This window comes from Paenibacillus lutrae (assembly GCF_009757775.1).
In the GTDB taxonomy this organism is placed as follows: Bacteria; Bacillota; Bacilli; order Paenibacillales; family NBRC-103111; genus Paenibacillus_F; species Paenibacillus_F lutrae.
In genome coordinates this window covers 20,982-33,217 of record NZ_RHLK01000012.1, presented here as the reverse complement: position 1 = coordinate 33,217, position 12,236 = coordinate 20,982, and the positions used below count along the sequence as shown (strand labels likewise).

Genomic DNA, 12,236 nt, shown 5'->3' with positions numbered 1-12,236 from the left:
AATTCAGTTAGCGTTCAAAATATTTGTCGAAAAAAAAGTTCATAATAAGAGAACAGAAAGGAGATTGAAGGAATGTCCAACGATAAAAGCATGGATCCTATGACAGGCGAAACCGTTGAAACAGATGGTGTGTACGCGGATGAAGCGGGACGTGAAGTCACCCTTAAGCGCGGGGATACATTCCCTGCCGATCTCGTACTTGGCCGAACCACATGGGAAATGAAAGGCTTCTCCATGAATGAAGCGGAAATTGACCACCAGCAGCAAGAAAACACACCGCCGCGCCTGCATGTTCAGCAGGGTGACCGGTAAGATTAGAACGGGCCTCCGAGGCCCGTTTTTTTAATGGTCCAAAAATCCGATCTTGCTCCTGTATCCGCCCCAAATCTTGCTGTTCAACCGTTATGATAGCTGCCCATCCCATATGCTATAATGGGAATTCATCTTAACGTTTGTCCGGAAGGAGCAGCTCGCGTGAGTCAGAAACAGCATATTGTCATTGTGACGGGAGGCTCCATTGGCCCTTGGGCTCATGATCAGCTGGAAGGTCTCCATCCCTCCTGTGATTATTTAATCGGAGCTGACCGCGGCGCGCTTCATCTGATCCGCAGCGGATACAGACCGCAGCTTGCGCTGGGCGATTTCGATTCCGTTACCCCGGAAGAACGGGAAGAAATCCGCGCGGGCAGCGATCAGTTCATTACCTGCGATGCGGTGGATAAAGATTGGACGGATACAGAACTGGCCTACAGTATGGCGCTTGAACGCAGTCCGTCTCAAATCACTCTGCTCGGAGCTCTGGGTACCCGTATGGACCATACACTTGCCAACATCCACTTGCTTCGCAAAGGAGCTGAGATCGGGATCCGTTCCCGGATTATGGATGCCTACAATGAAATTGAGGTCATAAGCAGTACGACCGAGATTTCCTCGGGACCTTATCCCAACGTCTCGCTGCTTCCTCTTACAACAGAAGTTACTGGTATCACGTTAACAGGTTTCCGCTACCCGCTTAAGGAGGCCACACTCACCATCGGACAATCCCTTGGAATCAGCAACGTGCTGGAAGAGAAGCGCGGGATCATTCAGATCCGTTCCGGGCTTCTTCTGGTGATCCGCAGCCGTGATTAACCCCGGGATGTGAATTCTCAAATTCAGCATGCTGATTTATAACGCATGGTACTAAAAAAACAGCAGAGCGCGTCTCTGCTGTTTTCTACGTGCGAATTTAGTTTTGGGTTCGTAAAAGTTTTTTGATCGACGTATCATTCTCCTGAATGAGGACGACCATCTGAGCGTTCTGATTAAGCAGAGAGTGTACGGTCGCGGAAAGCTCCTGAAGAGCCGCTGTAGATTCCTCCGTAATGGAAGCGAAATTGTTGGTCGATTCTTCAATCGATCCGGCCGATTCACGGATCGTCTCGATCATTCCATTGGTGCTGCGCGTACGTTCACCCAGTTCACGGATCGAAGCGCGAAGCTCTTCGAATGCCTTGCGCGTTGCGGCCGTCATTTCACTGCTGCGATCCATTTGCAGGGCCACATTGTTCATATTCTGGCTGGTTTGGACAGCCTGGCCGTTCACTTCCGCGAGCTTAAGCGAAATCTGCTCCGCCGCGTAGTCTGACATCTCCGCGAGTTTGCGGATTTCGCTCGCTACCACCGCGAAACCGCGGCCTTCATCGCCCGCTCTGGCTGCCTCGATGCTGGCGTTCAGCGAGAGCAGATTCGTCTGCTGGGCAATCTCACGAATAGAAACGTTAAATTCGGAAGCTTCCCCGATCCTCGCTGTCAGGGCATGAATGTCCTTGGACATTTCCATGATGATTTCCTTGAACTGTTCGATGACGCTCGCCAGCTCATCCATCCGCTTCCCGCCTTCTTCGGCGGATTCCCCGCTCGCTTCCATATTACGGAGCAAGCCCTCCATATTACCGAACATTTCATCCAGCATACCGTTGGAATGCTGAATGGAATCCGTAATACTTAGCGTGGATTCCATCTGATTATTCGCGCCCTCCGCAATTTCCTGAAAAGCAAGACTCATTTCGTCGAACGACAAATTATTTTCCCCGCTTTTTTGCGCCAACATAGAAATGTTCCCTGATATAATCGTCACCTGCTCATTCAGCAGCTTTTCCTGCCGTTCTTGTTCCGCCAGCATCTTCTCGGCTTCCGTCTGCGCTGAAACAATGTCAGCGACTAGGTACCGGGCGCTTCTCGTAATTGCCAGACACAGAACAGAGATAAGAATAAAATAGAAGAAGTAGGTGCCTTTTATAGTAGGGTTAACAGCAGCCCCCGTCTCTGACACGAACAGATGAACGACCATCAGAATAAGTCCAAGCCCCATTCCTGTAAGCAGCACAGGCATTTGCATATAGACAAGAGCAATTACAAGTAAGAAGTAAATCGAGAACACGTTTGTTTCATTGGGCATTTGCATCAGAATAAAAAAAGTTGTGAGCGCATTACCGATAACAGCGATATAGCCAATCTTATAAATGTGTTTACCGGTACGGTGCAGATAGAAAACCAGTCCCACCGTCAGAAGACTCAGTCCCGTCGTGCTTAAGGCAGACAGCAGGGGAATATCAACAACCATTAGCAGCAGAATAGAAAGTGCCAGCGAGATGCTTAAAGCTTTTAACACAAGAGCATTACGGGTAATGGTGTTTTTCTCTGAAATTCTGGAAATCAAGTCCATAAACAATTCCCCTTCTTCATTGGTAAGTGGGACAATTGTACCACCCTTAGTTAGAGAAAGTGTTAAGAAACCGTCAGGAAACTGTTAGATATTATAATTTTTAGTTAAAATAATCCATATGTTTAGTCGGCTATCTATTTATTACTTTTCTTCTTTTAACTTCTGCTCCTGCGTTCTCTCAAAAAAGTGATCGGGGCAACATGGTAATACACCTCCCAGGTATAAAGTCCCATACCGGTCCCGTGCCGGTCCCAAGCGCAGCCTTCTCACTACCCGGATGCACGACCGCCTTCTCCCATTGCGCAGCATCCCTTCCACATTTTAGGATTGTAGTTCGTAAAAAAAGCTTTTTTGCAGTATAGACGAACAAACTTATCCATATATCGCCAAAAAGTTCGTCTTTTCGTCAATTTACCACTTTTCAACCTCACATGTCTGGAGTATAATGAGGAACACGCATACCCAGTCAATTAAATAGCCAGCTCGTATAAAGGCGGGAATAGGCCCGCCAGTCTCTACCTGATCACCGTAAATGATCAGACTACGAGTGATTGAGAAATTCGCTATCGCCATAGCGTGTTCCCCCGGATTATTGTGACTTCGGTCTCTCTTCCGGCTGAGCTTCTTTTGGCGTTTGGCGAAATTTTGGACTTTCACTCGAGTAACCGGCCTTTGCGCCAGTGATTCGGGTTTTTTTAGTTTCTTGGGGTGTTTCCAATTTATTTTCATTCGCGGAGGTTGACACAGTGGAATTGTTAAAGAAGAAAATTGTCGAAGAAGGAATTGTCCTGTCCGGCCAAGTGCTCAAAGTGGATGCTTTTCTGAACCATCAAATTGATCCTCTTCTGATGCTCGAGATCGGCAAGGAATTCAAGCGCCGCTTTGAGGGAGACCCCATCACCAAGATTTTAACCCTGGAATCTTCCGGGATTGCCCCGTCCGTTATGGCGGGTTTGGAAATGAATGTTCCGGTCGTATTTGGACGCAAACATAAATCATTGACTCTTACCGATGATTTGTATGTACAAAGTGTATATTCTTACACCAAACAGCAAACCAATGAGGTCACCGTATCGCGCAAATTCTTATCCGCCGAGGATCGTGTACTGATCATTGATGATTTCCTGGCTAACGGAGAAGCTGCGCTTGGTCTGGCTAATATCGTAAAAAAAGCGGGCGCTCAGGTAGCCGGAATCGGAATTGTCATCGAGAAGTCGTTCCAGCCTGGAGCAGACAAACTCCGCGAAGCCGGTTACCGGGTGGAATCGTTGGCACGGATTGCCTCTCTGGATAACCAGAAGCTGCAATTCGTGAACGAACCCGCTGCTGAGGAGGATTCTCATGTTCAGCTGGTTTAAGACAGGCTCTCTGGGCCTGCAGCATGTCCTGGCCATGTACGCCGGTGCGGTCATTGTACCGATCATCGTAGGCACGGCGCTGGAGCTGACGCCGACGCAGCTTTCCTACCTCATCTCGATTGACCTGCTCACCTGCGGGATCGCCACTTTGCTGCAGGTATGGGGGAACCGCTTCTTCGGAATCGGGCTGCCCGTCATGCTCGGCTGTGCGTTTCAGGCGGTTGCGCCGATGATCGCCATCGGGAATAAATACGGCATGACCGCCATCTACGGCTCGATCATCGCCTCCGGCGTTATTATCCTGCTGCTCGGCGGATTATTCGGCAAACTGGCCCGGTTCTTCCCACCCGTGGTTACCGGCTCCGTCGTTACCATCATCGGACTGACGCTTATTCCGGTCGCGATTCAAGATATGGGAGGCGGTCCCGGCAGCGAAGATTTCGGCAGCCTGCAGAACCTCGCGCTATCGTTCGGCGTCCTTGCTTTCATTATTATCATGAACCGCTTCTTCACCGGTTTCCTGCGTGCCGTCTCCATCCTCATCGGACTCATAGCCGGTACGATAGCAGCCGCTTTTATGGGAAAAGTAAGCTTTCAAGGCGTCCTCGACGCTTCGTGGTTCCATATGGTCCAGCCGCTGTATTTCGGCGCGCCGACCTTCCACCTACCGGCCATTCTGACGATGACTCTCGTTGCCATTGTCAGCGTGATGGAATCTACGGGTGTGTTCATGGCCCTCAGCAAAATTTGCGACAGAGAGCTGACTGAACGTGACCTCGCCCGCGGATACCGTGCGGAAGGTCTTGCAAGCATCATCGGCGGATTTTTCAACTCGTTCCCTTACACCACCTATTCTCAAAATGTCGGTCTCGTCCAGCTCACAAAAGTGAAGAAGAGAAGCGTGATTGCGGCCGCGGGCGTTATGCTCATTCTGCTCGGATCTGTGCCCAAAATCGCCGCACTGACCATGCTTGTTCCAACTGCCGTACTCGGCGGAGCGACAATCGCGATGTTCGGAATGGTCGTAGCCTCCGGCATCAAAATGCTCGGTACCGTTGATCTTAACCAGCATGAGAATCTGCTTATCGTCGCATGCTCGGTAGGCATGGGGCTTGGCGTAACGGTTGCGCCGACGCTGTTCGACCAACTGCCGGAGAGCATTCAGATTCTCGTAGACAACGGGATCGTTGCCGGGAGCTTCACGGCTATCCTGCTCAATGTCGTTTTCACGTTAGGCAAGAAACGAGAGCATGATGTTCAAGTCCAGCCATCCGCCGCCAAAGAAACCCCTGAACTCGGGGTATAGCTCAGGACGGTCACCTCTCATCCTTGCATCCTGTACAACAAAAATAAACAGCGTCCGCAATCCGGGCGTTGTTTTTCTTTTGCCCGCTCAGGCATTCTATTGCTGACTCTGCTTGATTTAGTACTCCTTTATCCGGTGCCTGGTCTCCGTCTCATTCAGGAGCCCTTGGGTCATTTACTAAAATTTAGGCGGTTAGAAGCCGATAATATCCTTAATGTGGAGACTGCATGATGGAGTATAAGCCGGCAGCTTCTTAGCATTCCCTGAATTCTTACATGGAAGGAGCTTAGAATGAAGAAGTTTACACACCGTTTAGCAGTAACATTAGTTCTGCTCGTAGCGTTCTCAGGGCTATATGCCGGACCTACACGAGCCGGATTGACGGAGACGCCTTTTCCGGACGTAGACAGTGCCCAATACGGCTGGGCCGTCCAGTCCATTAAATTCATGGCGCAGAAAGGCATTCTGCAGGGCTATCCCGACGGCACTTTCAAGCCCGGACGTTACGTAACGAAAACAGAATGGGCCGTTATGACATACCGGCTGTTCGATAAATACCGCCCCAGCCTGCGTCCGGAGCTTAAAGGCTACCATTTTATTGACGCCTATGCGGATGTCCCCGCTTCTCACTGGGCTTACCGCGAAATCTCCGATTCCTTCGTCAGCATAGCCGACAATACCGTCACACGTTCCGGTAATCAGGATTTGTATAACCCGGAGTATACATTCAGCCGGTTTAACCTGGCCTCCATGCTGCACGGCTATTACGGAATTGAAGAATGGACAGAGACCCGGAGTGATGTATGCACCCAGCTCGGACAGCTCAAAGATATTGAAACCCGGACCTTCACGAATGATTCCGATTTAGAGTCTTTCCGCGATAATGAAAAGACAGACCGGTACGAATCCGGAATTCCCGGGGGGATCTTCCCTATTCTTCTGCTCAAAGAGCCGGGCGGCACATGCTCATCAAGCCACGACGATTACAGCGCTCTGAATGCAGACGCCCTGTTAAATGTCCATACTTCGGGCATCCTTACAGCGGAGGACACAAGCGGTAAATTCTATCCGTCCGCGAAGCTGACACGTGCAGAAGCCGTAACGGTTCTTCACCGCCTACTCGATCATCTCAAAACCGAAGGCGTCCTGCACGAGTATTCCAGCATCAATCCTTCCGATATCCTGCGGCCTGTTCCCATGCCCGCACCGAAGCCTGGCGAAGCTGCCGAGGGAACCGGGCCGTACAGCCGCGATCTTCAGCGGGAAGGAGAATTCAATACGATTGTATATCCCGGCGGTAAGAAATATATGAAACTGGAGCTTACCTCCAAGGATGCGGTCGATCTGTACCTCTACATGAACGGAGATATTGCTTTTCTGAGGCAGGAAGAACTGCCCCGGTATATCCAAGTGGACCGTGCGGCGCAAATCGGCATCAAATCGCAAAGCCGCAACCCGGAGAAAAGATCGCCGCTAAGCACGTACCCTGCCTCCCTGCACGTTTCGTTCCACGATGAGATTCCGCCAACGACCAAGCCCGATAAGGGTACAGGCAGCGGCAATGAAACGAACAACCTGATCGCTCCGCCGGGAGCCAGCGCGATCCGTGATCTTAAGAGAGAGGGAGAGCTCAAGCAGACTTTCCCTAACAACGGATCTAAATATGTGACTATCCAGTTGATTTCTCAGGATAAGGTCGATTTATATGTGCAGCTGAGTAGTGGCACCGCCTTCTTGCGGCAGGAGGAACTTCCCGTGAAGCTCAAAATGGACGGCAATTCTTCCGTGACCATCCGAACTCAGAGCCGGAACCCGGAGAAGCGTACCAGTCAGCAGTCTTACAATGCACATCTTTACGTAACGTTTACCAATCAATAGAATCCGAATAGGGATATGCCTCACTTCATACGTAAGAGCCGGCAGCATTACAAAGAAGCCATGAAACCCGTCCAGACAGGTTTCATGGCTTCTTTGGGGATTAGCGCGCCTGATTGTCGATTATCCGCTTGCATAACATACCCGCTAAGGAGCATGCTTGCTGCGGCGACCCAGCCCTCAAGCAAAGGCTCGTAGAAGAGGCTCTTACGGCGGTTCTCCCGCCAGATCAAGAGTCTTTGGCGCTGCGGTTCAGCTTGTTGACCGTCATGAGAAGACCGCGCACCTGCCTGAGCAGCAGGTCCGCCTCCTCTTGATCTCCGTCAACACGGGTGAGCAGCTGGTCCGGTATGCAGGCGCCGCGCTTCTCCAGCTTCCGGCCCTGATCCGTCAGCCGGATGACGACGCTGCGCTCATCCAGGCTCGACCGCGTCCGGGTAAGCATACCGGACGCCTCCATCCGCTTCAGCATCGGCGTCAAGGTACCGGAGTCGAGGAAGAGCCGTTCTCCGAGCTCCTTAACCGTCGCCTCCCCTTCCTCCCACAACACCAGCAGAACGAGATACTGCGGGTAGGTGACACCCAGCTCGTCCAGCAGCGGTGTATACATCCGCGTAATTTCGCGCGAACAAGCGTAGAGAGCAAAACAAAGCTGATTCTCCAGCTTATGTCTGGATTCTGAATTCATTTGAGATCATCCTTACTTTACAGGTCAAGTGAAGCTATACCGCAACTTGTTTCTTTATTCAGCCAGAAGCTTTTCAATGTCATCCGCGATTTTGGCAGGGACCGTGGTCGGCGCGAACCGTTCTACCACTTCTCCGGAGCGGTTAACGAGGAATTTGGCAAAATTCCACTTTACCTCTTTGGACAGAATCCCCTTTGTGCGGCTGGTCAGATAGTCAAACAAAGGATGGGCATCCTTTCCTTTTACATCGACTTTGGCGAACATGGGAAAGGTAACACCGTAATTCACTTGACAGAATTGCTCGATTTCCTCCGCTGTCCCCGGCTCCTGCTCCATAAACTGATTGCTGGGGAAGCCGAGCACTTCAAAACCCCGGTCTTTATATTGGTCGTAAAGTTCCTGAAGTCCTTTATACTGGGGGGTAAATCCGCATTTACTCGCCGTGTTGACGATCAATAGGACTTTTCCTTCGTAATCGGCAAGCGACTGTTCTTCTCCGTTAATCCGCTGAGCCTTGTATTCATATACACCCATCTTCTTAACCTCCCGAATTATCCATTTTGATCCAATTTAAATTGCGCAAAATTAAAATGTCTGAAACCAATATACGTTTATAACGGGAGGAAGTCAAATTAAGGTGCGTTCTAAGAACCTTTTGTATAGATCCTTTATAAGACCGATTGCTCCAGCTTCGGCAGTATGGGCGCATGCGCCAAAGGCGATGACAAAGCGACAAGCGTGGTCGGTTTGCCATACTGCATGGATGCGTCGATAAATAGTTCGAGGTCCCTTACAGTACTCGTGATAATCTTGGTCAAATAGCTGTAAGGACCCGCAATTCTGTGGCACTCCGCCACTTCCGGAACCGTCCGCACGAACTCGACGTACCTTTTGCAATGTTCCGTCTCCATCAGGATATAGGCTACGACGGTCTTACCCAAAGCATCGGGTGATACAGAGGCGCGATACCCGGTCAGAACCCCCCGGTCCTCCAGACGACGGACACGTTCCGCTGCGGCAGGTGAGGTCAGCCCCACCTTTTTCCCCAGCTCCGTCATGCTGATGCGTCCGTTCTCCTGAAGAATGGCTAATATATTATGATCTGTGTGATCCAAAACTAGCTCCCCCTTTTCTTTATCTGCTGTGAAATTTTCTGCTAGTTTTCCCTGACCTTCAATTTTTAAGTTATTATCGCAAGCGGCTTACAAAGAATTGGATGAGACATTCATTTCCTTTCAGTATAATCTGTTCCATCCCTGCTTTGCCACGTAAAATATAAGCAGAAATGAAAGGAGCTGTTTTAGTATGCTAATCAGCAGCAACGCCGTCCTTCTCCTTATTGACGTTCAAAGAGCATTTGACCATCCGCGTTACGGCCGCAGAAACAATCCTCAGGCAGAAGCCAATATCGCACGGCTTCTCGATACGTGGCGCCGGACCGGGCGGACCGTCATTCATATCCACCATATCGGCGTATCCCCGGATTCCCTGTTCCGTGAACATTCCGAAGCCGTCCTCCCTAAGCAGCAAGCACTGCCGCTGCCGGGTGAACTGGTGCTCCGCAAATCCGTGAACAGCGGCTTCATCGGCACAGACCTCGAAGAGCGGCTTCGTCACCTGGGCTGCGACTGTGTGGTTACCGCCGGACTTACGACGAATCACTGCGTCGAGACGACCACGCGCATGTCAGGCAATCTGGGCTTTCCTACCATCCTCGTATCGGATGCCGCCGCAACTTTTGACCGGATCGGTCCGGACGGCAAACTTTATAAGGCCGAGGATATTCATGCGATGACACTTGCGAATCTTCACGAAGAGTTTGCTGTAATTTCGGATACGGCTGCCGTTATCCAGGCTGCAGATAAGACGGCTATCTAGAATCCGGCTTACGCTTGTCTGCCGCTTGCAGCAGCATTCTACCCGTTTATCGGATGTTTGCCTTTCTTTTATAAGACCTCACACGAAATGTTCGAAACATGTCGGTTTTAAATCTTCGCTCTCCCCATTTTTTTCCTATATCGGCTGTTACAAAATCATTTAGGAGGTTTATGATTGCCAGAGCAGATCTTCAATCCTGCTGATCTTTTAAAGCAAGAAATACTAACGGCAGAAACCTGTACATGAATGAATCGTAACAATACCTGTAAGGAAGCCCGGAAAAACCTAGGCTCCAAAAAAGGGGGAGGCAAGATGGGAAAAAAACGGCAAAGAAAGAAACTTCCGGCCGGGTACAAAAAAATAAAAGAACCCGGCTTCTGGGCCCAGTTATTAAAGGTCCTTCTATTCATGGCTGGTTTAGCCGTGCTTCACTACATACTGGATTGGCTGCAAAAACGGCTCTTTTTCCCTCAAGACGGGTGGGCATTCTATTCAACCGTTAATGTCCTGCCCGCATTTCTGATTGTTTTTCTGGTCATGCTGGGCTGGTGGATGGGAAGATCACGCAGAGGTAAAGCAATCCTGCTAAGTACTTATGCGGCAGTGGCTGCAATATCTGTACTCAGCCTGCTCACCTACCAGTACCTGGATAAGGACGGCATACACGTAAACAGATTCTGGAGCGGGGAGAAGCTCACGCCATGGTCTTCCGTCAGCCAAGTGGCATTCGAGCCGCGAATGTCCGGCGGCAAATCCAATCATTTGCAAATACGGTCCACATTCTTCTCCAAAGAAGCAGAGGCTTTTACCCTTATATGGGTCGATAAAAGAGAAATCAGTACCGCTAAAAAGAAAATTCAAGCACAAAAAATCCCGGTTACAGTCCGTCCTATGGATCTTGCGGAAGCCAGAGCGATTAACCGGTATAAAGAAGACAACCGGAATGCGGTTTTGGAACTCCTTGACTTGAAAGACCCTGCCCCCTCCGCTGGACGTCCAATCATCGGCAGCCCTGCGGCTAAGGTAGAAATCGCGCAAGCTTGCGCCGTTACGGACAACGAATGCCTCAAGCTTCATGACGAAATATATGAAGCGTTCAAAGATTCCGTCATGAATAACGAGTTACGCTTCCGTTTCATTCATTATCCCGTTCTGGAGGACTCGGAAACGGCTGCTTACGCGGGAGAAGCCATATTCAGACAGAACCCTCCCTCCTTCCAGAAATATTTCCGGGAAATCGCTTCCCGGCGGGGGGCGAGCTGGAGTTCCGCCAACCTCGCGACACTTATCCAGACCCATCTGCCGGGGATTGATGCTGACCGGGTCATGCGGGAACTGAATACCGTCAGTGTCTACAATGCGGTATCGCGCGATCATAATGAAGCGCTGTTAATGGGAGCTGAAGAGACACCGGCGTTTTTTGTGAATGGACGCAAACTGCCTGATGTTACGGCGGATAAAAGTAAGGAAGAAATGAGTAAGGAGATCAAGGCTATGATTAATGAGGCTCTCGGTAAGAGCCCGTTTTGACTGCTGCTAATTTTTAACTCCTATTCCAAAATGACGGAACGTCTGTGGATCCCGCAGACGTTTTTTGTCCGTTCTCCTGCGCGTTACTGAAAAATAATAGGTTTTTATAAAAAAATATAAATAATGCAACATTTGGAATATTTTTCACGTTATGAAAGATAGAAAATAATATGCATTTCTAGTGCATAAAATTTAACCAGTATAATTTTTCACTTAAGGGGGTACTTATGAATATCATCACGAAAAAAAAATTAAATATTTTTCCAGTTTGCGCTGTACTTGCTTCACTCACTTTCTTTAACATGTCAAATGTCACACAAGCTGCAGCCATGTATGATGCAGCATTTTGGCCATGTAAAGGGTTCCCAACCAACGTTTATGCTGACATGAAACATTATGTAGATCAGAGTGTCACCGATCTTGGTTACGGTTGGATTAATCAAAGCGCAAGAAATGGCTGGGATAAAATTACTGATGCAGATGTAGGTTATGGGAGAGTATTTGATTACCAAAGTGCCGACACTCGTGCTTTTGCTGGTTATTATACATGGGCTGACTATTCCGGATTAATGCAAGCCTATTATAGCAATGGAAGCAAAGTTCCGGATGCTGATTATTTAAGACCTGAAACGCCGTTCTACAAGGCACATGTTCTTCTAAACGACTATATTATGGATGAACTCCTGTACAGTGATAATGAACGTTTAAAGACAGCTATACACGAGTGGGGGCATGTAATGAAACTGGCTCATCAATCCCCACCTTCTTCCAATAACGGAGTTTGGGATTCTGTAATGATAACAGGACAGTTTTCAATGTTAGCTCCTAGTTGGGCTGATGAACAAAATGTGAAGTGGAAATACTAAATCAAATTAAAATTGCTCACTTTATTGT

General features: G+C 49.4%; 12 protein-coding genes and 1 riboswitch. Of the genes, 8 read left to right on the top strand and 4 right to left on the bottom strand.

All coding sequences use genetic code 11. From position 1 onward, the window contains the following. The first annotated feature begins 72 nt into the window (after window positions 1-72). Together EDM21_RS17950 and EDM21_RS17945 are read left to right on the top strand one after the other, a co-directional pair. Window positions 73-312, top strand: coding sequence for a hypothetical protein (locus EDM21_RS17950; protein WP_157337740.1), 240 nt, complete (start codon window positions 73-75; stop codon window positions 310-312). 162 nt (window positions 313-474) lie between these two features. Further along, the gene (locus EDM21_RS17945) at window positions 475-1,131 is read left to right on the top strand and encodes a thiamine diphosphokinase (RefSeq protein WP_338044015.1); all 657 of its coding nucleotides are present in this window, start codon (window positions 475-477) and stop codon (window positions 1,129-1,131) included. Between the two features lie 97 nt (window positions 1,132-1,228). On the opposite strand, the gene EDM21_RS17940 is transcribed toward EDM21_RS17945, so the two are convergent. Next, on the bottom strand, window positions 1,229-2,707 hold the full coding sequence (locus EDM21_RS17940) for a methyl-accepting chemotaxis protein (protein ID WP_157337736.1): 1,479 nt from the start codon (window positions 2,705-2,707) through the stop codon (window positions 1,229-1,231). A 463-nt stretch (window positions 2,708-3,170) separates the two neighbouring features. Next, window positions 3,171-3,271: riboswitch (purine riboswitch) on the top strand. A gap of 182 nt (window positions 3,272-3,453) precedes the next feature. Here EDM21_RS17940 and EDM21_RS17935 point away from each other — a divergent pair. The 3 genes from EDM21_RS17935 (at window position 3,454) to EDM21_RS17925 (ending at window position 7,249) form a co-directional block, all read left to right on the top strand. After that, complete coding sequence (locus EDM21_RS17935; protein WP_166542080.1) at window positions 3,454-4,065, top strand: xanthine phosphoribosyltransferase; 612 nt, start codon at window positions 3,454-3,456, stop codon at window positions 4,063-4,065. After that, complete coding sequence (locus tag EDM21_RS17930; protein ID WP_157337734.1) at window positions 4,049-5,371, top strand: nucleobase:cation symporter-2 family protein; 1,323 nt, start codon at window positions 4,049-4,051, stop codon at window positions 5,369-5,371. Before EDM21_RS17935 ends, EDM21_RS17930 begins: the two co-directional genes overlap by 17 nt. Window positions 5,372-5,662: 291 nt before the next feature. Then, entirely contained in the window at window positions 5,663-7,249 is a 1,587-nt protein-coding gene (locus tag EDM21_RS17925) for an S-layer homology domain-containing protein (RefSeq protein ID WP_157337732.1), read from the top strand. 226 nt (window positions 7,250-7,475) lie between these two features. Here EDM21_RS17925 and EDM21_RS17920 read toward each other — a convergent pair whose 3' ends face one another. The 3 genes from EDM21_RS17920 to EDM21_RS17910 all read right to left on the bottom strand — a co-directional run bounded on the left by EDM21_RS17920 (window position 7,476) and on the right by EDM21_RS17910 (window position 9,049). Then, window positions 7,476-7,934, bottom strand: coding sequence for a MarR family winged helix-turn-helix transcriptional regulator (locus EDM21_RS17920; RefSeq protein ID WP_157337730.1), 459 nt, complete (start codon window positions 7,932-7,934; stop codon window positions 7,476-7,478). Between the two features lie 54 nt (window positions 7,935-7,988). Then, window positions 7,989-8,468, bottom strand: a complete 480-nt coding sequence (locus EDM21_RS17915; RefSeq protein WP_157337728.1) for a glutathione peroxidase — start codon at window positions 8,466-8,468, stop codon at window positions 7,989-7,991. 134 nt (window positions 8,469-8,602) lie between these two features. Further along, window positions 8,603-9,049, bottom strand: a complete 447-nt coding sequence (locus EDM21_RS17910) for an Lrp/AsnC family transcriptional regulator (RefSeq protein ID WP_157337726.1) — start codon at window positions 9,047-9,049, stop codon at window positions 8,603-8,605. A 196-nt stretch (window positions 9,050-9,245) separates the two neighbouring features. On the opposite strand from EDM21_RS17910, the gene EDM21_RS17905 reads away from it, so the two are divergent. From EDM21_RS17905 to EDM21_RS17895, 3 genes are all read left to right on the top strand, one after another. Then, window positions 9,246-9,812 carry a cysteine hydrolase family protein gene (locus EDM21_RS17905; protein WP_338044019.1) on the top strand — a complete coding sequence of 189 codons (567 nt, stop codon included), beginning with the start codon at window positions 9,246-9,248 and terminating at the stop codon, window positions 9,810-9,812. Window positions 9,813-10,124: 312 nt separating this feature from the next. Then, complete coding sequence (locus EDM21_RS17900) at window positions 10,125-11,342, top strand: DsbA family protein (RefSeq protein WP_157337722.1); 1,218 nt, start codon at window positions 10,125-10,127, stop codon at window positions 11,340-11,342. 227 nt (window positions 11,343-11,569) lie between these two features. Next, a complete protein-coding gene (locus tag EDM21_RS17895) occupies window positions 11,570-12,208 on the top strand; it encodes a hypothetical protein (protein ID WP_157337720.1) in 639 nt (212 codons plus the stop codon). The last annotated feature ends 28 nt before the right edge of the window (window positions 12,209-12,236 follow it).

Coding starts and splice junctions, on each gene's coding strand:
- EDM21_RS17950 (WP_157337740.1), top strand. CDS start 73: ATGTCCAACGATAAAAGCATGGATCCTATGACAGGCGAAACCGTTGAA.
- EDM21_RS17940 (WP_157337736.1), bottom strand. CDS start 2,707: ATGGACTTGATTTCCAGAATTTCAGAGAAAAACACCATTACCCGTAAT.
- EDM21_RS17930 (WP_157337734.1), top strand. CDS start 4,049: ATGTTCAGCTGGTTTAAGACAGGCTCTCTGGGCCTGCAGCATGTCCTG.
- EDM21_RS17925 (WP_157337732.1), top strand. CDS start 5,663: ATGAAGAAGTTTACACACCGTTTAGCAGTAACATTAGTTCTGCTCGTA.
- EDM21_RS17920 (WP_157337730.1), bottom strand. CDS start 7,934: ATGAATTCAGAATCCAGACATAAGCTGGAGAATCAGCTTTGTTTTGCT.
- EDM21_RS17915 (WP_157337728.1), bottom strand. CDS start 8,468: ATGGGTGTATATGAATACAAGGCTCAGCGGATTAACGGAGAAGAACAG.
- EDM21_RS17900 (WP_157337722.1), top strand. CDS start 10,125: ATGGGAAAAAAACGGCAAAGAAAGAAACTTCCGGCCGGGTACAAAAAA.
- EDM21_RS17895 (WP_157337720.1), top strand. CDS start 11,570: ATGAATATCATCACGAAAAAAAAATTAAATATTTTTCCAGTTTGCGCT.